The sequence below is a fragment of the Trichocoleus sp. FACHB-40 genome (assembly GCF_014695915.1).
In the GTDB taxonomy this organism is placed as follows: domain Bacteria; phylum Cyanobacteriota; class Cyanobacteriia; order Cyanobacteriales; family FACHB-T130; genus Funiculus; species Funiculus sociatus.
Genome location: NZ_JACJPF010000060.1, coordinates 69,079 through 93,958 on the forward strand (window position 1 = coordinate 69,079; position 24,880 = coordinate 93,958).

The window sequence follows — 24,880 nt, forward strand, 5'->3', positions numbered from 1 at the left end:
AAACCAAACAAAGGCTCATTAATGATTGCTAGTGGCTGATTGAATAATTACCATTAGCCATTAGCCATTAACCATTAGCCACTAACTACTTTTCAGACCAAATTGGCAATTGATTAATTTCTTCTAGGGTTAACTCGACATAGGTGATGTCATTTTCCTGGGCAACTTCTTGACCAAAATAGCCTTCCGGGCCATCGTGGGTGTGGGGGCCGCTGATACTAGCTGTATACTTGCCTTGCAGACGAGCTTGATTATATTCGCTGCCAACGTTCCACAGCCAGCGCGACGGGAAAATAATGCCGCCTATATCTTCAACCCAGTCTCGACGACCTCGCAGATGGTAGAAATGCTCGCTGGCATTAAAGCCAGTTCTGCCATTAAAGACACCACCAATCGAAACTATAATGATTTTTGCATCTAGCCACTTGTCAAGATAGCCAGCTGCACCCAAGGAAACTTCTACACCGCCACTCGTACCAGCGAGAATAATTTTAAAAGGTTTATTCTGAACCTGTGCGATAGGATGTTTAGCATTCATCCGTTCGATGATGGCATCGGCAATCCCCTGATTATAAACCTCGCCATAGCGAGGATCGGCTGAGATTGCGAATCGCCAGATATTGCGAATTTTGATCAGCACGTTTGCTATTCCAAACCAACCATCTGCCTTATTAGCAAAGTTCCATAGGGGAGCTAGCACCCGCTGACCTCCTAAACTTTTATTAGCTGCTGAGTAAGGGAAAACATCCCCTACGGCTACGCAACTGGGATGAATTTTAACTATCCGGTCTAGAAACTCTTCTTCTCCGGGAGTTAATTCATTAGCAGAAAAATCTCCCACTCCTGAAAGATAAACAATGTAACAATTTATTTGGGAAGATTTAACAACAGAAGTTACCGCATTGTTAGGTGGCAGGGTATAGGGCTGGTTTTTCTTCAATCCTACAGTTTCAGCCCCTTGCCCTAGCCACCACATCAGTGTTCCCACAGGCGATATGATTCCCCAAATTAGGAGGATGAATCCCGCTAGGATCAATAACCTTAAGGTTCCACCCCGAAGCCATAGAAGTATCCGCCCAATTAGTTGCAGCATTCAAGAATGTCTAGTTACCTGATTTCATTATCATGCCGCAAAGGTTGAACTTTTTTTTGTAATCTGCTGTCTGAAACTGTATGCTATCAAGTTGTCAGCAATTGCGATCGCAGGGATTCAACGTGAGTGACCAGAAATCAAAAGGCAGTTTTGGAAAGACGCTTTGGAAGGCCCTCTCTTTGGATGCAAATTTTTATGAAAATGCTCCCAATAATCCAACAACGAATCGCATAGCCCGCACAATGGTGATTTTCGCCGCAGTGTCTCACGCCTTGGGCAGTGCAGTCATTTTATTAATTAATCGGGCATCGCTTCCTGTGCTGGTTGTCGCACTTTTGATAGATGGCATCAGCGTCATGGCAGGCTATTATTTTTGGACTCTAACTATCTCCAAGATCGGGGATTGGCTAAAGCCGAATCACGTAGCGTTTGGAGATTTGCTGATTCCGATTGGCTTTGCCTATGCTCCCCAAGTGCTGAACTTCTTAACGTTGATTCCTTTGCTTGGGCGGGGTATTGAGTTGGGGCTATCTGTCTGGAGTTTGCTGGCTGTTATTGTTGCAGTACGCCAAGGTTTAGATATTACTACGGTTTGGGCGGCGTCCATCTGTTTGGTGGGGTGGCCTCTGGTTCAGATAGCGATTGGCTCTGTACAGGTACTTCAACAGGATTTGGTAGGGCGCTTTTAAGGGATAAAAAATTTAAAATGCCAGACAAGCGTGGTGGGAGACGTATTACCCGAAGCGTCGCCAGCCTAGAAGTTGGGGGAGGTTAGGCTTTGGTTTGCGGGATTTCTGTAATAAATCGTTAAAATGAGATAAATAGCTGTAAGTTAATTTTGTTAAAGTATTTTCGGAAACTGCCTTATGACTAGCAGACTTTCAGCGGTTGACGCGATCGCCTCTGCACCAATTCAAGCTCCTGAACGGTCTAGTCAAGTTGTCCGCAAACAATATCCCAATTACAAAGTCATCGTGTTGGACGATGATTTCAATACGTTTGAACACGTTCACGAGTGCTTGGTGAAGTATATTCCCCAGATGACCAGCGATCGCGCTTGGGAACACACCTACGAAGTCCACTTTGAAGGTCAAGCACTCGTTTGGGTTGGCCCCCAAGAGCAAGCCGAACTTTACCACGAGCAACTTTCTCGCGCTGGGTTAACTATGGCTCCTCTGGAAGCGGCGTAAAAAAGATAGCTAATGGCTAATAAACAATTAGCCATTAGCCATTAGCCATTAGCCATTAGCTATAATTGTTGCCATTGCTTTTTCAACTGCTTGCAAGGCTTGGTCTATTTCTTGAGCTGATACAATTAGCGGCGGGACAAAGCGGATTACTTTGGGGCCTGCGGGGACGAGTAACACACCGTTAGCGATCGCTTCTTTGACGACATCAGCACTCGTTAGCTGAGTTTCGGTATTTAATTCCATACCGTTAATTAAACCCCAACCGCGCACTTCGCTAATTTGGTCGGGATATTTAGATGCGATCGCTTTCAACCCTGCTCTTAACTGTTCGCCGCGTTCTTGCACATTAGCAAGCAGATTTTCTTTCTCTAGGGTTTGACAAACAGTTAAAGCTACAGCACAAGCAAAAGGATTTCCGCCAAAGGTGCTGGCATGATCTCCCGGCTGGAAGACATCACAGAACTTCTTGCACATTGTGGCACCAATCGGGATGCCACCGCCTAATCCCTTAGCAGAAGTGAAGATATCCGGTTCAATTCCCAGATTTTCATATCCCCAGAATTTGCCGCTGCGACCCATGCCAACTTGCACTTCATCTAAAATTAGCAAGATGCCGTTCTCATCGCATATTTTCCGCAATTCTTGGAAGTATTCCACATCGCCGGGACGCACGCCGCCTTCTCCCTGCAAGGCTTCCAGCATAATTGCGGTGACGGCTTGATCGCCTTCGTCGAGGGTAGCGATCGCATTCTTGATCGCCCCAATATCGTTGTATGGCACGTAGAAAAATCCCGGCATCAACGGGTCAAAATTCTTCTGATACTTCGGTTGACCTGTGGCGGTAATTGTTGCTAGAGTGCGCCCGTGGAAGCTGGCGTGAGCAGTCAAAATAATCGGCTTTTGTATCCCTTTTACCGTGTGGGCGTACTTCCGAGCTAGTTTAATCGCTCCTTCGTTCGCTTCAGCCCCAGAGTTGCAGAAAAACGCCCGATCAGCACAAGAATGCTCAATTAGCCATTTTGCCAGTTCCCCTTGCACGGGGATGTAATACAAGTTAGAAACGTGATGCAGAGTCTGAATTTGCCGCGTTACTGTTTCCACCAAGGCTGGGTGAGCGTGTCCTAGAGTACAGGTAGCAATCCCGGCTACAAAGTCCAGGTACTCGCGTCCCTCGGTATCCCACAGACGGCAACCTTCACCCCGTTCTAAAGCGATGGGATACCGCCCGTAGGTGGTCATCACAGACTCGTTAAAGCCTGCTGGATCGTAGGGGGAAGATACTACTGGCCCTGACTCGGCTGGTATTGACGGATCTTGAATGAGAGTTTCTATCACTGGTTACTCCTGGTGAATTTTTTATGGTTATTTCGCATCTTAATGGGAATTCTCAAAAAGTTTTGTCTAAACGGAACATCAAACCATGACAAAGCAATTATTACATCTAAAAATACTGGTTGCTGGTGCGATCGCTCTGTGCTAACGTAACTGCGAAAACTCTACATCTGTAAATGTAAACTGGAGCGTGGAATGCTGCGATCGCTCCTCACGTTTGTTTGTACCAATCAGCTAAATCAGATGATGCGTCTATTATCCTTAGCGAAACCCCCCGTCTGGTGCTTTCCGCAGCCGTTTATTCTCGCTAATCTTAACCAAACCAGCCAACAGCCTCAAGCAAACATTGCAGAATTAGTCCCGATTCTGATTATTCTCCTGCTAATTGCCACAGTTGTTGCCCTAGTGACACAGCGGCTTCGCGTTCCCTACGTCACGGGTTTAGTGTTGGCAGGTTTGCCGATTACGGAGCTATTTTCTCGTCGGATTGGACTAGATCCTTCCCTGGTGTTGAATCTTTTCCTGCCAATTCTCATCTTTGAAGCTGGCATCAATACAGATGTCAGCCGTCTCCGAAGCACATTTAAACCAATTGCCCTCTTAGCTGGCCCAGGGGCTTTACTTTCTTCTGCGATTATTGCCGTTCTGTTGAAATTTGGGCTGGGGCTAGATTGGATACCGGCGCTACTAATTGGAGTCATTCTCGCAAACACTGATACAGTTTCAATGATTGCCGTTTTTAAGGAGATACCTGTACCCTCCCGGCTTTCCACCATCGTTGAAGGAGAAACCCTATTCAACGATGCCGCTGCCCTAGTTTCATTTAACCTGATTCTGGCAGTTTATTCGACAGGTTCGCTCACGGTATTAGAAGGAATCCAACAACTGTTATTTGTTGCCGTAGGAGGCAGTCTCGTCGGCTTAGTCTTGGGCTACTTAAGCATACCTGTATTTATTCGTTTACACGACCCCCTTAGCAGTCTCTTACTAACAGTTGCAGTTGCATTAGGAACCTTCCAGATTGGGCAATCTTTAGGGGTATCCGGTGCTGTGGCTGTGGTTGTGGCTGGATTAATTTTCGGGAATATTGGACTTTCTCGCAGCACGTCTGCTTCCGAGCGAATTGCGTTGTTGAGTTTTTGGGACTATGCCAGTTTTGCGGTCAATACCTTTATTTTTCTGCTGATTGGTGTAGAAATAAACCCGGTGACGTTCTGGAGGACTTTGCCAGCGGTTCTGCTTGCGGTTTTGGCTTACCAAATTGCGCGAGTTATCACTGTCTATCCGTTATTGGCTGGGGTGCGTTTGTTTGACCGTCCGATTCCATTGCGTTGGCAGCACGTCCTATTTTTAGGTAACATCAAAGGCTCTCTTTCAATGGCTCTTGCCCTCAGTTTACCTACAACACTACCGGGGCGAGAGCAGTTGATCGCCTTAGTGTTTGGTGCGGTGCTGATATCTCTCGTAGGGCAGGGCGTAAGTTTACCTTGGTTTGTACGGCGGTTGCAGCTATCCCATTTCTCAGATTCTCGCCAGCAGGTTGAGGAATTGCAAGCTCAGTTGATTGCTTCTAAGGCAGCTCAAGATGAACTGGATAGTCTCCTGAAAAAAGGAGTTTTGCCAAAAAGTGTTTATGAAGAAATCCGAGCCGCATATCAGGTGCGAGTGGCAGGGGCAGAAAAAGCGCTGCGGAATCTTTATAATCGTCGTCCGGGAGAATTAGTTGAAGGCGATCGCTCAAAACTTGACGCGATTAGACGACGATTGCTATTGGCAGAAAAAGGGGCGTTGAATGAGGCAATTCGGCAGCGAATTCTTTCTGAGGAAATCGTGCAAGGGCGGATAAAAATGATTGATGAACAACTGATGAAACTAGAAGATGATTAGGTGCAACCGTTGATAAAATCGATGGCTTGATGTAATGATCCTGGCTTCGTTACCATTAATATCGTCGCTCCCGGCTCTAACACTGTACTGCCGTTGGGAATCTCTAAATCCATGTGGGGATGGGATTGATAACCAATAATTAAAGATCCCGTAGGAAATTGGGGTTCTTGAGCGATTTCAGCAAGGGTACGACCGACAACATAGCACTTTTCTGGAATCGAGAGTTTTAAAACTTCTATTTGACCCTGCTCAAAGTGCATCATTGATTCTACTTGCGGATACTCAATCGCATTCACCATTGTGGAAACTCCCAAATCGACGGTACTGATGATATGAGAAGCCCCGACAAGGCGTAGAGGTTCGGCAAAATCACGGTGGCGCATTCGACTCACAATATGGGAAACGCCGTAGTGTTTAGCGAGAGTGACCATTGCTAGATTTAAGGCATCGTGCCGGAGAACGGCTGCTACGGCATCAGCTTTGTGAATCCCGGCTTCTAATAGCACTTCGGTACTGACAGCACTGCCTTCAAAAGCCATTGCGCCGACTTCTTCGCGGGCATAACGGCAGGCACTCGGATCGATATCAATTACGGCGACGGTATGCCCCAGTTCTACCAGCCGTTGCGCCAAATCCAACCCAACAAGTCCGGCTCCGCCAATGAGTACGTACATAGTTTATCTCTACGAATGTTGACTTTATGTTTCACTTTACAAGTTGGGAACAGTTATCCTGCGATGGAATCCTCATTTTTTTTACCCCTATTTTGATCTAAGTGAGTACAGGAACTGTACGCGATTCTCGGACAGCACTTGAACAAAAATATCGACGTATCCGCCAAGAGCTAATTGGCGGGACGATCGCTCTCGGCGGCGTAGCCCTCGGCGGCACTCTCTGGTATAAGCTGGTTGAAGGCTGGTCGTGGTCAGACGCGGCTTATATGACTGTGATCACCCTGGCAACTGTGGGGTATGGGGAAACTAATCCTTTAGGCGATCGCGGTCGGCTGTTTACCATTACCCTGATTTTGATGGGTGTGATCAGCATTGGTTATATCGTCAATCGGTTTACAGAAGCCCTGATCCAAGGCTACTTTCAAGAAGGAATACTACTGAGGCAACGGAGGCGTTTGGTGGATTCCTTAAATGAACATTACATCCTTTGCGGATTTGGTCGCACCGGGCGGCACATTGCTGTAGAATTTGCTGCCGAGGGCATCCCATTTGTGATTATTGACTCTCAGCCAGAGCAAGTAGAGGAGTCGCAGGGGCTGGGTTATATTGCCGTACAGGGCGATGCTACTCTGGATGATACTCTGCATCGGGTAGGAATTGAGCGGGCGATTTGTTTGGTGGCGGCGTTACCTTCGGATGCGGAAAATCTTTATACGGTGCTTTCGGCAAAAACGCTGAATCCGCAAATTCGCGCGATCGCGCGTGCTAGTACGGAAGAAGCTGTACAAAAGTTGCAACGCGCCGGGGCTGATGCTGTTGTTTCTCCTTATATTACTGGCGGTAGGCGCATGGCTGCTGCTGCCCTTAGACCCCAGGTGATGGATTTTGTGGATGGGATTCTCACGGGGACAGATCGGGCTTTTTATATGGAAGAGTTCTTAATCGATCCCCAAAGTTGTCCGGTTGTCGGGCAATCTTTAAGGGAAGCGAGGTTGCGATCGCAATCTGGTGCTTTAGTTCTCGCGATTCGTCGCGCTGATGGCACTCTTATTGGCGGCCCCACTGGTGAAACTCAATTAATGCCTAAAGATTTACTAATTTGCATGGGTACTGCTGAACAATTACGAATGCTCAGTCAAATTCTTATTCCCATCAGTTCCCGCAAGTTCCGCCCACCTAAACACACTTAAAATTAAGCTTATGTCCAATTACTAATTACCAATTATTACCTTCATTAATCCTAAAACTGATTATGCTTTCAAGAAAATCTTTGGTTCTCCGCAAAGTAAGGAGCTTCTAATCAGTTTCTTAAATGCTCTCCTCTATGATGCTCAACCTGTCATCAAAGATTTAAAAATCATCCATCCTTATCAAGTTCCCCGCGTTTCTGGCTTAAAAGTGCAATAGTAAACAAAATCTTTTTCAATTTTGGGCTAATAAAAGGTAAAAGGTAAAAAGAAGGACTTTTTTACCTTTTACCTTTTACCTTTTTACCGCCGCCGTTCTCTAAACACGATCATGTTTTGCCGCATCGTCACGTTATAACCGCTGAAAAAGTTTTGTCCTAAAAGTGGCGCTCCGGCTACTAAAACTGTAAAATCTTCTATTACAGCACCGCCTACGTCAATAGAAGATACACGTCCTACTGGTACTTCAATAGTCTCACCATTAGCTACTTTTACTCGTGTTGTACCAGTCTTGCGAAACCCTATTTGATTTGCCATCTGTGGGGTAATTATTGTTACACTTGCCCCAGTATCTACCATCATCGGGAATCTACGCCTGTTGTTAAAAGTAACTTCAACTACGGGTATTCCCGACTGCCGTCCTATAATTGGAACTTCAAATATCTGTTGGTTCCTTCTTTGTTCCAAACGCTCTCTTCTTTGAACCAATTGGTTTGTGCTTGCGGGACGTTCATTTAGAGATGAGTCTAAAGCAGCTGCTAAAACTTTTTCAGAGGTGTCCCCATAACTGTTATAGGCAACAGTGGTAAATGCTAGTGTGCCAGATAGTAAAAGGAGTGTGGCACCAAATCGAGAATGTTTTTGCATCATAGTGTGTAATAGATGCGCTCAAGAGCGTCAAAAAGTGAGTTTTACAAAACTGAATTTTACACTACGCTGAACTTGCAATTCGCGTAAGCAACAACTGTTTGGCTTTACTGAAGTTATGGTAAAAACAGTAACAAGAAATACCTAACTTCTCAGGAGCGGCATGACATCAGTAGTCACTTTTGTTTATCGCCACAAAGTCAGAAGATCCAAATTTATCTACAAGTGAAGTTGCAGTTTTCCAGATTAATTAGCAAATAAATTTGCCAAACTCCAGATGATCCCAATCGCACCCCTGACGCAAGAGCTAATAAACAAGAGCTTTCATCGATTATTAATCTAGCTTTAGGGCGTTAACTGGCACTTCGTCCCAAGAATCGACTGTTCGCAATCTAGCAATCCAACCTGCACATTTTTGAACTTCAGTCAAGTTCTGTTTATAGGAATCATGACAATCTTTTGCCTGCTCCTCATCACAACAGGCAATGCAGGCATGGATCATACCAGACGGGTCGATCTGTTCGTTTACCCAAATCGTCATTAGGCCATTCCCCCTGAATTTTAAATGGATGGACTGGTTGAGTAGAGTTATTTGTTCAACTCAAGAAAAATCGCTTACCTCAAGGGCTGCACTCGCGCTTGTTCGAGGGATTTTATATTGATTTGTGCTTAATCTACTTATACCAAGTCGTGTTATCTCATACACCAGACCGTAATCGCAAGGCAAAGGTGTTTTGCAATTGTGGATTCAGTTGTGTAACTGATTGACCTGCATTGATACCAATACCATTAACCACAGATATACAATACCACCGTTAAATCTTAGACAAAATTGGGAATTCTAAGAAAGGAACCGGAAGCGGTAGCCTTCTTAGCGCATCACTCAATTGGCTCAAGGGAGGGAAACGTTACCAAGCGTTCTGGACAGCGATCCATCCCCAAGACAAGCGAAGGAGTTAAGAATCGCCATCCTATTAGGTTAACTGCGAAAGGCAGTAGGACTCTAGTTCAGTCACAAATTTAGTTTCATGAAATCTCGACTTCTCCGCTTTGCGTCCCTTTTCTTACTAAGCCTGGTACTCGTCACAGCTTGTAATGGCACGACAACCGTAACTTCCCGCCCAGAACAGCCGCCCTTGGAAGTCGGCTACAATCGCTGGACTGGGCTGTTTCCGATAGCGATCGCATCTGAAAAAGAATTCTTCACGGCTCAAGGGGTGAAAGTCAAACCCGTCTATATCCAAAACTTTTTAGATTCGGTGTCTGAGTTCGCTGCTGGAAAATATGATGGAGTCGCCATCACAGTAAGTAGCCTGATGAACATTATTGGGAAAAACCCAGATGTGCAGATTGTGATGGCAACCGATGAATCGGCTGGTTCGGACTCAATTGTAGTTCGCCCAGATATTAAAAGTGTCCCTGAGTTGAAGGGCAAGCGGCTCGGAGTCAGGTTAGGCGAAGGAGAATTATTTGTGAGCGAAATGCTCCAGAAACATGGTTTGACTACCGATAATGTAACCCTAGTCAACGTAGAAGGAGAAGCGGTTCCAGCACGTTTTAAGAGCGGTGATATTCAAGCAGGACATACTTGGGAACCGTATTTATCTGAAGTTACCGAATCGGGAGGGCGAGTATTATTCAGCAGTAAGGATACACCCGGCTTAATTTCAACTGTAATTGTGTTTCGCACCTCCGTAGTACGCGATCGCCCAAAAGACGTTCAAGCTTTTATTCGCGCTTGGTTCCAAGCTCAAGATTACTGGCAGGCAAATCCCGAAGAAAGTAAGGCGCTGATTGCGAAAACGCTCTCCATCAAACCTGAAGAAGTTTCCACTGAGGGTGTCAAGTTGTACACCTTAAAAGACAACATAAAAGCGTTTACTCCCGGTTCTACAACCGAGTCGTTGTACCATACCGCCAAATTGTACGCCGACTTCTATATTCGCACCGGAGGGCTAAGCACTGCGCCAGATATTCAAAAACTGATTGTTCCGTCTTTTGTACAGCAGTTGCAGCCAGGAAGTTGACATAACAGGCAACATCACCCCATTCAATGAAAAATTAACAGTTTTTCTGTATGAAATCTCGGTTTATCCGTTTTGTGTCTCTTTTATTGCTCAGCATTGTGCTGGTTACAGCCTGCAATGGCACAACCTCTACAAACTCTAAGCCTGAGCTTCCACCCCTGCGAATTGCCTACAATCTGTGGCCAGGATATTTCCCGATGGAGATCGCTTCAGAAAAAGGATTTTTTGCCGCTCAAGAGGTGAAAGTTGAACCTGTGTATTCAGAAAACTATTTAGGGGTTGTCTCTGATTTTAGTGCAGGTAAATATGATGGCATCATCGTAACATTGGGTGGTGTTATGAGCATCATTGGGAAAAACCCAAATATACAAATTGTTCTGGAAACCGATCAATCGGCTGGTGCTGACACCGTAGTGGTGCAACGCGATATTAAAAGTGTGGCTGATTTGAAGGGCAAGCGACTCGGCGTGAAGTTAGGCGACTACGGAGAATTGTTTGTTGTCAAGATGCTGGAGAGTAATGGTCTTACGACCGATGACGTGACGCTAGTCGATATAGAAGGGGAAGCGATTCCAGCACACATAAAAAGCGGTGATATTCAAGCCGGACAAACTTGGTATCCCTACACATTAGAGGCAGTGAAAGCCGGAGCGCAGGTACTATTTACCAGTAAGCAAACGCCTAGGTTGATTCCGAATGTCATCTTATTTCGCAGCAATGTAATACGCGATCGCCCTGGACAGATAAAAGCATTTGTCCGAGCTTGGTTCCAAGCCCAAGATTACTGGAAAGCCAACCCAGAAGCAAGCAAAGCACTGATTGCTAAGCGGCTGAAGATTAAACCTGAGACCGTTTCAACCGATAACATTCAGTTGTCCACCTTAAAAGAAAACTTAAAAGCGTTTACTCCAGGTTCCACAGAAGAGTCGTTGTACCATACCGCCAAATTGTACGCCGATTTCTCGATTCGCACTGGAGGATTAACTGCTGCGCCAGATATTCAAAAACTGATCGATCCGTCTTTTGTGCAGCAGTTGCAGCCAGGAAGTTGACCGCATTTAGTCACACACATCAACAGGTTTTAGGATGAAATATCGATTGCTACGCTTTGTATCTTTTGTATTACTCAGCATTGTACTCGTCACAGCTTGCAATGGCTCGACAACAGTGACTTCTCGCCCAGAACAACCGCCCCTGAGAGTTACCTACAATCTTTGGTCTGGGAATTTTCCAATAGCGATCGCTCACGAAAAAGGTTTCTTCCAAGAGCAAGGGGTGAAAATCGAACCCGTGTATATAGAAAACTATCTACAATCAATTTCTACCTTCAGTGCTGGCAAATCTGACGCGATAGCTACCTCAATGGGTAGCATCATGAACATTATTGGGAAAAACCCAGACGTGCAGATTATTCTGGCAACGGATCAATCGGCTGGCGCAGACGTTTTGGTGGTGCAAAGCGATATTAAAAGCATGAACGGCTTAAAGGGCAAGCGGATCGGCACTAAATTAGGGGATTTTGGAGAATTATTTGTCACCACGCTGCTGGAGAAAAATCGCCTCACTACTGATGACGTGACCCTAGTCAATGTAGAACCGGAATCGGTTCCAGCGCGTTTAGAAAGCGGTGATATTCAAGCTGGAAATACATGGGAACCATACACATCGCAAGCAGTTAAAGCCGGAGCGCAGGTGCTAGTTAGCACTAAGCAAACCCCTGGATTGCTTCCGAATGTCATCGCGTTTCGCACTTCGGTATTACGCGATCGCCCAAAAGACATTCAAGCTTTTATTCGCGCTTGGTTCCAAGCTCAAGATTACTGGCAGGCAAATCCCGAAGAAAGTAAAGCACTGATTACTAAAACCCTATCCATCAAACCTGAAGAAGTTTCCACCGATGGAGTCCAGTTGTTCACCTTACAAGACAACTTAAAAGCGTTTACTCCCGGTTCAACCACCGAGTCGTTGTACCATACCGCCAAATTGTACGCCGACTTCTATATTCGCACCGGAGGGTTAAACAGTCAGCCAGATATTCAAAAACTGATTGATCCGTCTTTTGTGCAGCAGTTGCAATCGGGAAATTGACCGCGTTCAGTCACACACATAAACAGGTTTTATCATGAAATATCGATTGCTACGCTTTGTATCTCTTGTATTACTCAGCATTGTGCTAATCACCGCCTGCAATAGCACGACAACATTAGTTACTTCCCACTCACAGTCTTTGCCTCTTAGGGTCGGATATAATCTTTGGGCTGGACAGTTTCCGATGGCGATCGCCCAAGAAAAAGGGTTCTTCCAAGCGCAGGGTGTTAAAGTCGAACCCATTTTTTCAGAAAACTATCTCCTACCCCTGTCTAACTTCAGTGCTAATAAAAATGATGGGGTTGCGCTGCCATTAGGTAGCGTTATGAGTACCCTTGGGCAAAACCCAGATGCAAAAATTGTTTTAGTCACTGACCAATCAGCGGGTGCTGACGCAATGGTAGCTCAGCGCGATATAAAAAGCGTGGCTGATTTGAAGGGTAAGCGGATCGGCACTAAGTTAAATGATTTTGGAGAACTGTTTGTCACCAAGATACTAGAAACTAAAGGTCTTTCTACTCAAGATGTCAGCTTAGTCAATATAGAAGCGGAAGCAATTCCAGGTTTCTTAAAAAGTGGTGAAATTCAAGCGGGGCAAACCTGGGGGCCCTATTTGTCTCAAGCAGTCAAATCTGGGGCTAAAGTGCTATTCACCAGTAAGCAGACGCCTGGGTTGATTCCAGATGTGATCATGTTTCACAGCAATGTGCTACGCGATCGCCCTCAAGATGTGAAGGCATTTATTCGAGCTTGGTTCCAAGCCCAAGATTACTGGAAAGCCCATCCAGAAGAAAGCAAAGCAATAATTGCCAAAACCCTGAAAATTAAACCTGAAACCATTTCAACAGATGGCATCCAGTTGTTTACTTTGCAAGACAACTTAAAGGCATTTACTCCAGGTTTGACAACAGAGTCGCTGTATCATACAGCCAAATTGTACGCCGACTTTTATACTCGTACCGGAGGGCTAAGCGCTGCACCGGATATTCAAAAACTAATCGATCCGTCCTTTGTGCAGCAGTTACAAAAGGTAAATTGACCGTGAAACATTTCCAACTTTCTACCCTACGCAATAAGCTGATCTTTTCTTTCTTGGGTGTGGCGCTCCTTCCCTTGCTGGTACTGGCATTCTTGAATCAGCGAGCCACGCAAAAAGTGTTGACGGACAATGCTAATCAAACCCTCTTAGCAGCAGCCACCCAAACTGCTCTCAGTATTGATGCTTTTATTAACTCTAATCTAGACGCTGTACGAGTGGAGGCACAGTTGCCAGTCTTCAGCAAGTACTTAAGTTTACCTACTAATCAGAGACAAAGTATCGCCGCAGAAGTCGAGGGCGCTTTACGTTCGCTCAGCCGTAAAGATACTTTGAATATCTCGTCATACGCGCTGCTCGATCGTCAGGGGCGAGATGTAATTGATACCTATACACCAGATATCGGTATAGATAAATCTGACTGGGATTACTTTCAGAAACCGCTCAAAACTGGCTTACCCTATGTCTCGCCCATCCAGTTTTCTCCAAGTAGTAATGACATCGGTTTGTACTTCAGTAGCCCGATACGAAATGCGTCGGGAAATATCATCGGTGTCTTGCGTATTCGTTATAACGCTGCTGTTGTCCAGCGATTGGTTAGCCAAAATACCGACCTGGTGAGAGGAACCGCATCCTTGGCGATTTTGCTGGACGAGTACCATATCCGTTTAGCTCAAGGCAATGCACCTGAGTTAAATTTTAAATCAGTCACGCCCCTGCCACCTGGCCAAGTGAAAGCTCTGCAAGCAGAAGGACGGTTGCCGCAGGGGAAAATGGCAGACCTGTCAACAAATTTGCCTACTTTTGAGCAAGGTCTAGATAACGCTGCAACATCCCCTTACTTTACAACCGTCTTAGACGCTAGAAGTAATAAGCCGAACGCAGCAGCAGTTACCAAGTTAAAGACGCAGCCGTGGTTTGTGGTTTTCGTCCAGCCTGAAGCGGTATTTCTTGCACCAATCGAAGCCCAAATCCGCGACACGCTGTTGCTGGCTCTAATTATTACCGGGGTTGTGATCGTCGCTGCTGTTACGATGGCACAACTGCTGGCTAAGCCGCTGATTTACCTAAGTAGCACGGTTACGCAATTTACTACTGGCAACCTCAACGCTCGTAGCTCGATCCAATCAAAGGACGAAATTGGCATCTTAGCATCAAGTTTCAATCATATGGCACAGCAGGTCGGTAAACTGCTGCAAGGCTTAGAAGAGCGTACTAACGAACTGGAAGTGAGCCAGCACGTTACAGTAGCGGTGAGCGAACTCTCGAAAGCGCTTCTCGATCCGGAACTGCTATTGCGGGAAGCGATCGCCCTGATGCAAAATCGCTTTGGTTTACACTATGTTCAGATATATCTATTAGATCCAACAAACAGCAAACTGGTTAGGTGGGCTGATTCTGGCAGTTACGATATACTCAGGCAAGACGAAAGTGCCTATATCTCGCTGGAGTGCGATCGCTCTGTTGTCGCTCATGCCGCCAGAACACACCAACCCGTCTGGGTGGATGATATCAGTAATGTATTGACAGAAAAAGAATTACAACCTGGTCAAGGGGGTTCCGAGGTAGCAATCCCGCTGATCAGTCGTGGCACGCTTTTGGGAGTGCTTAATATCCAAGATTACCAAAGCGATCGCTTCAGCCAAACCGATCTTGATACATTCAACACTTTGGCTGGACAAATCGCTACGGCTTGGGAAAACGCTCGCTTATTTGAAAAAATTCAAAAAGCTGAAGCTAAATACCGAGACAAAGCTAAAGAGTTGGAACAAACGCTACACGAGTTAAAACAAACTCAAACCCAATTGATTCAAACCGAAAAAATGTCTAGTTTGGGCCAATTAGTGGCTGGCGTAGCCCATGAAATTAATAATCCGGTTAACTTCATCTATGGGAACGTTACCCCTGCCAATGAATACCTGCAAGATTTATTGCAATTGCTGGATTTGTATCAGCAGTATTACCCCGATCCTGCCCCGAAAATTCAAACGCATATTGAAGACATTGAGCTGAACTACCTGACCGAGGACTTTCAGAAAATCTTGTCCTCTATGAGAGTGGGAGCTGAGCGTATACGTCAAATTGTTCTTTCTCTAAGAAACTTTTCTCGTTTGGATGAAGCGGACATGAAAGAAGTTGATATTCACGAAGGCATTGATAGTACGCTGGTGATTTTGCAAAATCAACTCAAAAATAAACCGGGGCATCCTGAAATTCAGGTAATTAAAGAGTATGGCGAATTGCCCTTGGTCGAGTGCTATGCCGGACAAATCAATCAGGTATTTATGAATTTACTCACGAATGCGATTGATTCTCTAGATGAGTACAACCGTAAGCGATCACTAGAAGAAATAAAAGACGATCCCGGCACTATCCGGATTTGCACCAAGGTTGTAGACCGCAATCAAGTAGAAATCCGGATTATAGACAATGGTTTAGGTATTACACCAGAGGTTAAGCAAAGACTATTCGATCCTTTCTTCACCACAAAAACTGTTGGTAAAGGGACTGGGCTTGGCCTAGCGATTAGCTACCAAATTATTGTTGAAAAACATAAGGGAAATTTAGAGTGTATTTCTGCACCTGGAAAAGGGGCTGAATTGGCGATGAAGATTCCGATTAGAGTTTAGAATAAGTGTTTTTTTAAGAGAGCGATCGCGTTTAGCAATCTCATACCACTAATTCTCTATTAAATATACATAGTACACCGTTTTTGTCAACCTGCTATTAAAAACCTAACCCCCAACCCTCTTCCCGGAATTGCGTCCTTAATCTTTACCTCCCAACTCAGCCACCGGAAATACAAACTGAGAATTTAAGCCTGTCTTATGCTAATAAATCAGCGTTTAAAGATATCACCTTCTCCGTCAAATCTGGTAGCATTACAGCGCTTATCGGTCCTTCCGGCTGTGGCAAAACTAGCTTTTTAACTTGCCTGAACCGCCTCACCGATTTAACTGCAAGCTGTCGATTATCAGGGCAGATTCTGCTGGGAAATCAAGATGTCCAAGAAATCGATGTAATTTCATTGCGTCGCCGCGTGGGAATGCTATTTCAAAAACCCAACCCGTTTCCGCTTTCAATTATCAGAAATATCGAATTTCCGCTTAAGGAACACGGAGTGAAAAATCGAGAAAAAATCAATGAAGTTGTAGAGGATGCTTTGCGTGATGTCGGCTTATGGGATGAGGTGAAGGACAGGCTGAAATCTCCTGCCCTTGCCCTCTCCGGCGGTCAACAACAACGGCTGTGTCTTGCCAGAGCGATCGCGCTCAAACCTGATGTTCTCCTAATGGATGAGCCTTGCAGCGCCCTCGATCCGCTTTCTAGTGAAGTGGTAGAGGATTTAATCGCTAATCTGCGCGGTAAATACACGGTTCTCGTCGTCACTCATAATCTGGCACAGGCAAAGCGCATTGCTGATGATGTGGCGCTATTTTGGGTTCAGGATGGCGCTGGACAATTGATCGAATCCGGTTCAGTTACCCAGGTATTTGCATCCCCACAGCACCCTCTAACGGCTGCCTACGTCACTGGCAGAAGAGGTTAATGGTGCAGATGCTAGGTTGGTGAGGGATTCTCCAGCCACTCGGCAAATCCGCCAGTCGGGTAAGACATCTGCACCAATGCGCTCATAGAAAGCGATCGCGGGTTGATTCCAATCCAGCACGCTCCACTCCATCCGGCCGCAGCCACGGTCAACTGCAAGCTTTGCCAAATAGCTAAAAATCTGTTTACCAATACCTTGACGACGATATGCTGGGAGAACAAATAAGTCTTCCAGATAAATTCCCGGCTTAGTGAGAAACGTCGAATAGTTATGAAAAAACAGGGCAAACCCGACCGCTTGCCCATTATATTCAGCTATAATCGCCTCCACGTAGGGTTTAGAGCCGAATAAGTGTTCTTTCAGGTCGTTAACGTTGCCAGTGACAGCATGAGATAGTTTTTCATACTCTGCCAGCCTCTCAATCAAGCGAAACAGCACTGGCACATCAGCTGGAGTAGCTGGGCGCAAATTCAAATCATTGATCATTTGTAAATAGCTAATAGCTAATAGCTAATTGTAAATTACCATTAGCTATTAGCTAATAACTTAACTAAGCCAGCCTTTCAAGCGTTTAGCGACTTGAGGACGGCGCAGTTTCCGCATTGCTTTGCTTTGAATCTGACGCACTCGTTCGCGGGAAAGATTGAACAAACAGCCGACTTCTTCTAATGTGTAGGGTTCGCTGCTAGTTAAACCATACCGCAGAGAGATGACATCTTTTTCGCGCTCGGTGAGAACGTCTCCTAAGACTTCCCAAATTTCCTGACGCATCATCGCTTCGCTCATTTGTTCTTCGGGAGATTGGTTATCACCATCTTCCAGAAGATCCATCAGTTCGGTTTCTTCACCTTTACCTATGCGATGATTTAGAGAAAGGGATCGCCTCCGCAACTGCAACAACTGCCGCAACTGGTTTGGCTCAATTTCTAGAGCCTTCGCCATTTCCTCTTCTGTAGGATTGCGGTGCAATTCTTGCTTTAATTCCCGCTGTGCTTTTTTGAGTTTATTCAGCTTCTCAACAATGTGGATTGGCAAGCGAATTGTCCGAGCATCATTCGCAATTGTCCGGGTAATTGCCTGACGAATCCACCAATAGGCATAGGTAGAAAACTTATAACCTTTGTCTGGGTCGAATTTTTCCGTCGCGCGGTTTAATCCGAGTGCGCCTTCCTGAATCAAATCCAGAAATTGAACGCCCCGATTTAAATAACGTTTAGCAATAGAAACAACCAAGCGCAGGTTGGAGCGAATCATCTTCCTTTTCGCTACTCTACCGCGATAAAGGTGATGCTCAAGCTGCCTTTCCGTCATGCCATCTGCTGCTGCTATTTCTGCCTTTGTAGGCTTGCGTCCCAACTCCTCTTGCAATTTTTCTTGAAGCGCCTCTATTTTTACTAAAAATTGGACGCGATGCGCTAATTCTACTTCTTCCTCTGGTTTCAGAAGTGGATAGCGTGCCATCTCTTTAAAGAAAGCTCCCACTGTGTCGTCGGAAACCGTTTTGCGGTAGCCGGAAGGGCGGCCAGCCGCTAATTTATCCACTTCTTCTGAGATTTCAGCTTCGACACTGCCTATTTCATCAGATTCCTCTAGATGGTGTTGGGGAATATCTGCAAAATCGCTATCAGATATAGATTCCACGTCACTTGGGTTCAGTTCAGCAATATTCATAACAAGGTCTGAGTCGGTATTGGATAAAGCGAGTGTGTTTAGATGATTGCTCTCTTTGTACATATCCATGACGGACTGAAGACAAGCTCTCTAAGCAAAGAATCAAGGCTCAATTTTTACTTCTCCTTTTTACTTCTCTGCTATTTTTGTTGTTCATTTATCTGATAATGACTTAAGCAAATCAGCTACCAGTATTGAAACAATCAAAATGTCTTTTTCCCACCTGTTGAGAAAGCAAATTGCTTTTTTAGGCTACCAAAATATTCTTTTCTGATTGTTCTCCTGATTACAGAATATATAATTCCTTTAGATTTGGTGGAGATTTGGATAAAAAATCAGGAGAAATGAAGGTAAAGCTTTAGTCTATCAGACGGTTGCCTTTAGCTTTCACGTCGTGGATAAAATTCCTTGAAATAACTTATAGCAAATGCTTATGTTTGGGATTTTTGATAGTTTTGCTGCCTCCTTTTGTAACTGAGCGATTCTAAAAGTTTTTAAAATTTAATTGGTTATGCCAACAGGATCTCATATAATTATTAGCTTCGCTCTCTATCAATAGGGAGAAAAACACAGATGCGCTCTTTGGATGATAGATAGAGGGTAGCAAATTTACTTAGGGCTGGGGGTTGGGGGCTGGGGACTGGGGACTGGGGATTAGGGATTAGGGGCTGGGGACTAGGGATTAAATAAGACTCATTGATGTCAATTTAAGAAGAGCTTGGCGGTTAAAACCGCAGCTATACAGACAAAACCAGGATGGTGCGAGGGTTTCAAAAGTCTTGATTTTCCGTTAGTCCGCGTGCGCGGACTTGGTTTTTGTAGCCGCGAATTCATTCGCCGGGGCTTAAGTTGACTTTTCCCAATCCCCAATCCCCAGTTCCCAATCCCCAATCCCTGAAAGGTCAACAGCCAGCTAAAATTAACTGGTTACAGTAAGCGCAAGGAAGGGGTTTGCCGGGTGATGGCATCCGACTGCCAAGGTGGAGGGGAAAGAGTATGTCGTCAAATCCCAATTTCGTGCTACAAGGCAGTGCGCTGGAGAGTAGAGCGTCCTACCAGTCTGGTTCTCCAGAGAATCAGTGGGTTGAAGTGCTGGTAGATTGTCCAGAGGCAGAAGCGCAAAAGAAATTGTATACGTACCGCTTGCCAAGTGAGTTGCAAGTGCAGCCAGGGGATATTCTGAGTGTGCCGTTTGGGGCGCAGGTGCTGGGAGCGATCGCTATCCGCATAAAAGACGCACCACCACCGGAACTGAATAGCGCCAAAATAAAGGATGTTGAGGATGTGGTCAGTGCTGGGTTTTTCCCGCCTAGCTACTGGCAGCTGCTCAACCGAGTAGCTGAATATTACTATACTCAGTTAATTCAAGTGATTCGGGTAGCATTGCCACCAGGATTGCTAGGGCGATCGCAGCGAAGAATCCGCCTTATTAAAAAAGACAAGGGAGATTTCCCAATCCCCAATCCCCAATCCCCAATCCCCAATCCTCAATACCTTAGTCCACCGGCTCGCCAAATTCTAGAAATCCTGCAAGCTCAAAGTGCTGGAGACTATAGTTTCGCCTACCTGCAACGTCAAGTCAGAGGAGCATATCGAGCAGTACGGGAGTTATTGCGGAATAACTTGGTAGAAAGTTACCTAGAACCGCCCAGAAAAGGACGCCCAAAGTTACAGAAAGCAGTAACGCTGGTTGTAGATGTCTTCCCGATGGATGTGACGCAACGCCAACGAGAAATTTTGGAAGTGCTGCGAAGACGCGGCGGTGATTTATGGCTGACAGAGTTGCTGCAAATTTGCAACGCCAGTTCATCCACCGTCAAGACCCTGGAGCAAAAAGGTTGCGTTGTAATTCAAGAGCGGGAGATGTTGCGGAGTGCAGCAGAACCCGCTTTAGCTGAGGATAAACCGAAAGAGTTGACAAATGACCAAGCTCAGGCATTGGAAGTTATCACAAGTTTATCTGGGTTCGCTGAGGTGCTGTTGCATGGGGTGACGGGGAGCGGGAAGACAGAGGTATATTTACAAGCGATCGCGCCCATCTTAGAATCAGGACAATCAGCACTCGTTCTAGTGCCAGAAATTGGTCTTACGCCTCAGCTAACCGACCGATTCCGCGCCCGTTTTGGCAATAAAGTCTGCGTTTATCACAGCGCCCTTTCCGATGGCGAACGTTATGATACTTGGCGGCAAATGCTCGCAGGTGCAGCTCAAGTAGTAATTGGCACCCGTTCAGCCATCTTTGCCCCCTTACCGCAACTGGGGCTGATCATCTTAGATGAAGAACACGACTCCAGCTTTAAGCAAGACCAACCAGCGCCAACCTACCACGCCCGCACCGTCGCTACTTGGCGTGCTGAGTTGGAAAATTGCCCCCTACTTTTAGGTTCCGCCACGCCTTCTTTAGAAACCTGGGTGAATATTAACCAGGGGTTAAGCAGAGAGTCGGGGATTGTACTTTCCCCCAATCCCCAATCCCCAATCACCCATTACCTCTCATTACCAGAACGCATTCAATCGCGTCCGCTACCACCTGTAGAAGTAGTAGATATGCGCTCTGAGTTGCAGCAGGGGAATCGATCCATTTTTAGTCGGTCGCTGACTGAAGGACTGCAACAACTGCAAGAACGAGGACAGCAGGGGATTTTATTTATCCATCGCCGGGGACACAGTACCTTTGTTTCTTGTCGCAGCTGTGGGTATGTGGTGGAGTGTCCGCACTGCGATGTTTCTCTGGCGTATCACCACACCCATGAGGATGCGGCGGAACTGTTGCGATGTCACTACTGTAACTTTGTGCGATCGCATCCTCAATCCTGTCCCGAATGCGGTTCCCCCTACCTGAAATTTTTCGGCAGCGGTACCCAGCGAGTCGCCCAAGAATTAGCGCAAGCTTTCCCCCAATTGCGTTTCATCCGATTCGATAGCGACACCACCCGCACCAAAGGCGCTCACCGAACCCTGCTGACCCGCTTTGCTAATGGGGAAGCCGATTTGTTAGTGGGGACTCAAATGCTCACCAAAGGTCTAGATTTAGCTCAGGTGACACTCGTGGGAGTTGTCGCTGCCGATGGTTTGCTAAATCTACCCGACTACCGAGCTTCAGAAAGAGCATTTCAAACCTTGACACAAGTTGCAGGTCGTGCTGGTCGAGGCAATGACCCCGGTCGAGTAATTATTCAAACTTACACCCCAGAGCATCAAGTAATTCAGGCAGTACGCCGTCACGAGTACCAGTCTTTTATCGAGACAGAATTACAACAACGAGAGGCGCTGAACTATCCCCCCTACGGGCGTTTAATTCTGTTGCGGCTAAGCAGCACTGATGCCGCCCAAGTTCAGGAAACTGCCGAAATGTTGGCAGCGACACTTACTCAGAAAGATGAGGATAGCACTGGTTACGAGATATTAGGGCCAGCACCCGCTAGTATCTTACGGGTGGCGAATCGATACAGATGGCAAATTATGCTGAAGTTTGCGCCGGATTCGCTGCCACATTTGCCCGATTTTAATCAATTGCGTCTTCTTTGCCCGTCCTCAGTCAGCTTGACAATTGATGTTGACCCTCTAAATCTGATGTGATGGGTGATGGAAAGTTAGGAGTTATTAACTCTTAACTCCTAGCTACTTGCAATTACCAATCGCCTAAGTTAGCTCATCGGGATTAACGCCCATAGCTCTTAACCGTTCTGCTAAGCGTTCAGCGCGTTCCATCTGAGATTGAGCCTGAGCCAATTGTGCGATTTCTGTACCATCCAGCACCAAGTTTCCCTGAGCATCCCACCAACGCAACCAGGGAAATTCCATAGAGGTGGTTCTTGAAAATTTTTCACAAATTTGCCATCCGACTCTGGTAACTGGGTGTGGTCGGGAAGGGTGAAACCGACGGCAAATGGTGTCTCGGCTGAGGTCATGGGCTGCCCTCTGAATGTAGCGGTTTACCAATTAATATTGCACATTTCTAAAATATAGTTTTCATTACAAGTAGATAGAATTAATTTGAATTTGGCACAGCGAGTAGGGAAAATTAAAAAGGTATTTCAGTTCTGATTGCTTAAATGATGCGCGTAATTGGTTTGATAAGCGGCACATCAGTAGATGGTATTGATGCTGCTTTAGTGGAAATTTCTGGTAAAGACTTGGATATAGAAGTGGCTCTGTTAGCTGGAGCTACTTATCCTTACCCAGATGCCCTGTCCAAGCAAATTCTAGAGGTTTGTGGCGGGGCATCTTTGTCAATGGCAGAATTTGCCCAATTAGATGATGCGATCGCATACGCTTTTGCACAAGCCGCCCAAAACATCCAAAACGGCAACCCGACCGCCGAATTAATTGGCTCCCACGGACAAAACGTATACCACCGCCCGCCCACAGACGATTTGGAATTGCCGATTTTAGATTCTGGATTAAAAAAAATCCCAAATCCAAAATCCAAAATGGGGTACAGTTTGCAATTAGGTCGGGGTGCCTTAATTGCCCATCTGACAGGCATTCCAACTGTAAATAATTTCCGGGCTGCGGATATTGCCGTCGGTGGACAAGGTGCGCCTATGGTACCAGCAGTAGATGCTTATTTATTGAGCCACCCCGACAAGCACCGATGTGTCCAAAATATCGGCGGTATCGGTAATGTCGCTTATCTACCAGCGCGTCAGGGCAACTGGCTAGAAGACATCCGAGGCTGGGACACTGGGCCGGGAAATGCGCTTCTAGACTTAACGGTGCAGCATTTTACCAATGGAAGCAAAACCTACGATCAAGATGGTGCGTGGGCGGCAACAGGTACTCCCTGTAAGGCGTTGGTTGACCAATGGCTAACCCAAGACTACTTCCAGCAGTCACCCCCCAAATCTACGGGTCGAGAGCTATTTAGCTTTGAATATTTACAACACTGTATAGCAGACGCTTCGGCTTATGAGCTTAGTACCGCTGGCTTGTTGGCAACGCTGACTGAACTCACCGCGGCGTCAATTGTTCACAGCTACCGGACTTTTCTGCCTCGGATGCCCGACGAGGTGTTATTGTGTGGTGGCGGTAGCCGCAATCTCTACTTAAAACAACGCCTACAAGCAATTCTGGAGCCTGTTCCGGTGTTAACAACGGATGAAGCTGGTGTGAGCGCCGATTTTAAAGAAGCGATCGCCTTCGCCGTTTTAGCATACTGGCGTAATCTAGGAATTCCCGGCAACCTTCCCCAAGTCACAGGTGCTGATAAAGCAGTGCTGCTGGGCGATGTCCATCTTCCCCACAACTCAAAAGACGCAAGGTGAGGAATTATTAATTCAAAACTCAAAACAACAGACGCAATAAATCGCGTCTGTACAATCCCAGTTCTTCGCTCTCGTGAGTAATAATACTAAAATCAGCGAGGGCATAAAGCCACAAAAGTATATGGGATTGTTCGTCACAATAGTCCGGTTATACTAAATTTACTTGCCGCTTTTAATCTAATTTTATCCGGGAACGGCAATAGGGTTAATTTGGATATCTAGAGGTGGTGGCATCATGGGATGAGAGTGTCAGAGGTTGAGTTCAAAAATTCTCCCGCTCTCCCACTCTTCCCTGAACCCACTCCCGATCCCAACCGTATTGCCTGCAACGGAAGAATAGTTCCTGGCGGTGTTTCATATAGGCAGCAAGGTAGACAAGCGTGGGTCACACGTTTTTAATGGAGGCAGGACGCTGGAGGCTACAGGGAACTTGGCTGGAGCGCAACGAGATGCCAATCACCGTGAGAGGCAGAACCTTAGTAGCTTGGGGTAGAGAAAATTGGTTCACAATGGTGACAATGCTGAGCTTTCCTAGTACCGAGCGCCAGGAAATTTCTTTGCAGTATCGCGGGCGTTTTGATGCAGGCGATCGCCAATATACCTTTGTTCTACAGCACAACGTCTTAGGTCGCGTTGAAGGCGAGGGCTGGGTTACGCCAGAATCAATTGTTCAGCGCTACTGGGTATTAGGCGATCGCCAACGGCGCAGTGGCTTTGAAACCCTGCACAGGATGAACGACAACACCTACTACCTATCCAGTGGCATCATGGCTGGTCATTTTTTAACCAGCACGATGGAGGGTACCCTAGAGCGTCTGCCAGAATCAAACTATTCTTAATCGCTCACTCGCTTTGGGGTGCGGGCAGTCAGCAAAAAGTATAAAGTGTGAAGTATAAAGTGTGAAATATTAAAGTATGAAATATCAACCAGTAAATTTCCACCTCTAGTTTTTCCTCGCTCTTTGTCTAAAAACTCATAACCGTTTCATTTTATAGACTTGAGGCTTGGCC

21 protein-coding genes and 1 pseudogene are annotated in these 24,880 nt (G+C 46.1%); 14 read left to right on the top strand and 8 right to left on the bottom strand.

The window, feature by feature from the left end; genetic code table 11:
* Window positions 1-85: 85 nt before the first annotated feature.
* On the bottom strand, window positions 86-1,093 hold the full coding sequence (locus H6F63_RS13960) for a hypothetical protein (protein ID WP_190638211.1): 1,008 nt from the start codon (window positions 1,091-1,093) through the stop codon (window positions 86-88).
* An 80-nt stretch (window positions 1,094-1,173) separates the two neighbouring features.
* Between H6F63_RS13960 and H6F63_RS13965 the strand changes: the two genes are divergently transcribed.
* Both H6F63_RS13965 and clpS read left to right on the top strand, forming a co-directional pair.
* Window positions 1,174-1,782: a hypothetical protein gene (locus tag H6F63_RS13965; RefSeq protein ID WP_199298018.1), complete on the top strand. Its 609-nt coding sequence runs from the start codon at window positions 1,174-1,176 to the stop codon at window positions 1,780-1,782.
* A gap of 177 nt (window positions 1,783-1,959) precedes the next feature.
* Window positions 1,960-2,283, top strand: coding sequence for an ATP-dependent Clp protease adapter ClpS (clpS, locus tag H6F63_RS13970; protein WP_190422493.1), 324 nt, complete (start codon window positions 1,960-1,962; stop codon window positions 2,281-2,283).
* Window positions 2,284-2,331: 48 nt separating this feature from the next.
* Here the strand turns inward: clpS and H6F63_RS13975 are convergent, their stop codons facing one another.
* Window positions 2,332-3,618 carry an aspartate aminotransferase family protein gene (locus H6F63_RS13975; protein WP_347276796.1) on the bottom strand — a complete coding sequence of 429 codons (1,287 nt, stop codon included), beginning with the start codon at window positions 3,616-3,618 and terminating at the stop codon, window positions 2,332-2,334.
* Window positions 3,619-3,810: 192 nt separating this feature from the next.
* On the opposite strand from H6F63_RS13975, the gene H6F63_RS13980 reads away from it, so the two are divergent.
* Entirely contained in the window at window positions 3,811-5,502 is a 1,692-nt protein-coding gene (locus H6F63_RS13980; protein ID WP_242019776.1) for a sodium:proton antiporter, read from the top strand.
* Here H6F63_RS13980 and H6F63_RS13985 read toward each other — a convergent pair.
* Entirely contained in the window at window positions 5,499-6,176 is a 678-nt protein-coding gene (locus tag H6F63_RS13985) for a TrkA family potassium uptake protein (RefSeq protein WP_190436186.1), read from the bottom strand. The genes H6F63_RS13980 and H6F63_RS13985 overlap by 4 nt on opposite strands.
* A 101-nt stretch (window positions 6,177-6,277) precedes the next feature.
* Here H6F63_RS13985 and H6F63_RS13990 point away from each other — a divergent pair, with 101 nt between their 5' ends.
* Window positions 6,278-7,366: an NAD-binding protein gene (locus H6F63_RS13990; protein WP_190638213.1), complete on the top strand. Its 1,089-nt coding sequence runs from the start codon at window positions 6,278-6,280 to the stop codon at window positions 7,364-7,366.
* Window positions 7,367-7,400: 34 nt separating this feature from the next.
* Window positions 7,401-7,574: pseudogene (locus H6F63_RS31020) on the top strand (PD-(D/E)XK nuclease family transposase); the annotation flags it as partial.
* Between the two features lie 92 nt (window positions 7,575-7,666).
* Here the strand turns inward: H6F63_RS31020 and H6F63_RS14000 are convergent.
* Window positions 7,667-8,233: a retropepsin-like aspartic protease gene (locus H6F63_RS14000; protein ID WP_190638215.1), complete on the bottom strand. Its 567-nt coding sequence runs from the start codon at window positions 8,231-8,233 to the stop codon at window positions 7,667-7,669.
* A gap of 331 nt (window positions 8,234-8,564) precedes the next feature.
* A complete protein-coding gene (locus H6F63_RS14005) occupies window positions 8,565-8,771 on the bottom strand; it encodes a glycogen debranching protein (protein WP_190436177.1) in 207 nt (68 codons plus the stop codon).
* 487 nt (window positions 8,772-9,258) lie between these two features.
* On the opposite strand from H6F63_RS14005, the gene H6F63_RS14010 reads away from it, so the two are divergent.
* From H6F63_RS14010 to H6F63_RS14035, 6 genes are all read left to right on the top strand, one after another.
* Window positions 9,259-10,257 carry an ABC transporter substrate-binding protein gene (locus H6F63_RS14010; protein ID WP_190638216.1) on the top strand — a complete coding sequence of 333 codons (999 nt, stop codon included), beginning with the start codon at window positions 9,259-9,261 and terminating at the stop codon, window positions 10,255-10,257.
* A 50-nt stretch (window positions 10,258-10,307) separates the two neighbouring features.
* Window positions 10,308-11,309 carry an ABC transporter substrate-binding protein gene (locus H6F63_RS14015; protein WP_190638218.1) on the top strand — a complete coding sequence of 334 codons (1,002 nt, stop codon included), beginning with the start codon at window positions 10,308-10,310 and terminating at the stop codon, window positions 11,307-11,309.
* Between the two features lie 34 nt (window positions 11,310-11,343).
* Window positions 11,344-12,345: an ABC transporter substrate-binding protein gene (locus H6F63_RS14020; RefSeq protein WP_190638220.1), complete on the top strand. Its 1,002-nt coding sequence runs from the start codon at window positions 11,344-11,346 to the stop codon at window positions 12,343-12,345.
* A 34-nt stretch (window positions 12,346-12,379) separates the two neighbouring features.
* Window positions 12,380-13,384 (top strand): ABC transporter substrate-binding protein, encoded by a 1,005-nt coding sequence (locus H6F63_RS14025; RefSeq protein WP_190638222.1) that lies wholly within the window; start codon window positions 12,380-12,382, stop codon window positions 13,382-13,384.
* Between the two features lie 2 nt (window positions 13,385-13,386).
* Window positions 13,387-16,011 carry an ATP-binding protein gene (locus tag H6F63_RS14030; RefSeq protein WP_190638224.1) on the top strand — a complete coding sequence of 875 codons (2,625 nt, stop codon included), beginning with the start codon at window positions 13,387-13,389 and terminating at the stop codon, window positions 16,009-16,011.
* Between the two features lie 224 nt (window positions 16,012-16,235).
* The gene (locus H6F63_RS14035; protein ID WP_347276798.1) at window positions 16,236-16,931 is read left to right on the top strand and encodes a phosphate ABC transporter ATP-binding protein; all 696 of its coding nucleotides are present in this window, start codon (window positions 16,236-16,238) and stop codon (window positions 16,929-16,931) included.
* Here H6F63_RS14035 and H6F63_RS14040 read toward each other — a convergent pair.
* Entirely contained in the window at window positions 16,896-17,417 is a 522-nt protein-coding gene (locus H6F63_RS14040) for a GNAT family N-acetyltransferase (protein ID WP_190638227.1), read from the bottom strand. The genes H6F63_RS14035 and H6F63_RS14040 overlap by 36 nt on opposite strands.
* Window positions 17,418-17,477: 60 nt before the next feature.
* Entirely contained in the window at window positions 17,478-18,602 is a 1,125-nt protein-coding gene (locus tag H6F63_RS14045) for an RNA polymerase sigma factor, RpoD/SigA family (RefSeq protein WP_190638228.1), read from the bottom strand.
* Between the two features lie 996 nt (window positions 18,603-19,598).
* On the opposite strand from H6F63_RS14045, the gene priA reads away from it, so the two are divergent.
* On the top strand, window positions 19,599-22,181 hold the full coding sequence (priA, locus tag H6F63_RS14050; protein WP_190638230.1) for a primosomal protein N': 2,583 nt from the start codon (window positions 19,599-19,601) through the stop codon (window positions 22,179-22,181).
* 63 nt (window positions 22,182-22,244) lie between these two features.
* Here the strand turns inward: priA and H6F63_RS14055 are convergent, their stop codons facing one another.
* A complete protein-coding gene (locus tag H6F63_RS14055; RefSeq protein ID WP_190638232.1) occupies window positions 22,245-22,544 on the bottom strand; it encodes a hypothetical protein in 300 nt (99 codons plus the stop codon).
* 113 nt (window positions 22,545-22,657) lie between these two features.
* Between H6F63_RS14055 and H6F63_RS14060 the strand changes: the two genes are divergently transcribed.
* The gene (locus H6F63_RS14060; protein WP_190638235.1) at window positions 22,658-23,869 is read left to right on the top strand and encodes an anhydro-N-acetylmuramic acid kinase; all 1,212 of its coding nucleotides are present in this window, start codon (window positions 22,658-22,660) and stop codon (window positions 23,867-23,869) included.
* A gap of 380 nt (window positions 23,870-24,249) precedes the next feature.
* Window positions 24,250-24,708: a hypothetical protein gene (locus H6F63_RS14065; RefSeq protein WP_190638237.1), complete on the top strand. Its 459-nt coding sequence runs from the start codon at window positions 24,250-24,252 to the stop codon at window positions 24,706-24,708.
* The last annotated feature ends 172 nt before the right edge of the window (window positions 24,709-24,880 follow it).

Coding starts and splice junctions, on each gene's coding strand:
- H6F63_RS13960 (WP_190638211.1), bottom strand. CDS start 1,093: ATGCTGCAACTAATTGGGCGGATACTTCTATGGCTTCGGGGTGGAACC.
- H6F63_RS13965 (WP_199298018.1), top strand. CDS start 1,174: ATGCTATCAAGTTGTCAGCAATTGCGATCGCAGGGATTCAACGTGAGT.
- clpS (WP_190422493.1), top strand. CDS start 1,960: ATGACTAGCAGACTTTCAGCGGTTGACGCGATCGCCTCTGCACCAATT.
- H6F63_RS13980 (WP_242019776.1), top strand. CDS start 3,811: ATGCTGCGATCGCTCCTCACGTTTGTTTGTACCAATCAGCTAAATCAG.
- H6F63_RS13985 (WP_190436186.1), bottom strand. CDS start 6,176: ATGTACGTACTCATTGGCGGAGCCGGACTTGTTGGGTTGGATTTGGCG.
- H6F63_RS14000 (WP_190638215.1), bottom strand. CDS start 8,233: ATGATGCAAAAACATTCTCGATTTGGTGCCACACTCCTTTTACTATCT.
- H6F63_RS14005 (WP_190436177.1), bottom strand. CDS start 8,771: ATGACGATTTGGGTAAACGAACAGATCGACCCGTCTGGTATGATCCAT.
- H6F63_RS14010 (WP_190638216.1), top strand. CDS start 9,259: ATGAAATCTCGACTTCTCCGCTTTGCGTCCCTTTTCTTACTAAGCCTG.
- H6F63_RS14015 (WP_190638218.1), top strand. CDS start 10,308: ATGAAATCTCGGTTTATCCGTTTTGTGTCTCTTTTATTGCTCAGCATT.
- H6F63_RS14020 (WP_190638220.1), top strand. CDS start 11,344: ATGAAATATCGATTGCTACGCTTTGTATCTTTTGTATTACTCAGCATT.
- H6F63_RS14025 (WP_190638222.1), top strand. CDS start 12,380: ATGAAATATCGATTGCTACGCTTTGTATCTCTTGTATTACTCAGCATT.
- H6F63_RS14040 (WP_190638227.1), bottom strand. CDS start 17,417: ATGATCAATGATTTGAATTTGCGCCCAGCTACTCCAGCTGATGTGCCA.
- H6F63_RS14045 (WP_190638228.1), bottom strand. CDS start 18,602: ATGAATATTGCTGAACTGAACCCAAGTGACGTGGAATCTATATCTGAT.
- priA (WP_190638230.1), top strand. CDS start 19,599: ATGTCGTCAAATCCCAATTTCGTGCTACAAGGCAGTGCGCTGGAGAGT.
- H6F63_RS14060 (WP_190638235.1), top strand. CDS start 22,658: ATGATGCGCGTAATTGGTTTGATAAGCGGCACATCAGTAGATGGTATT.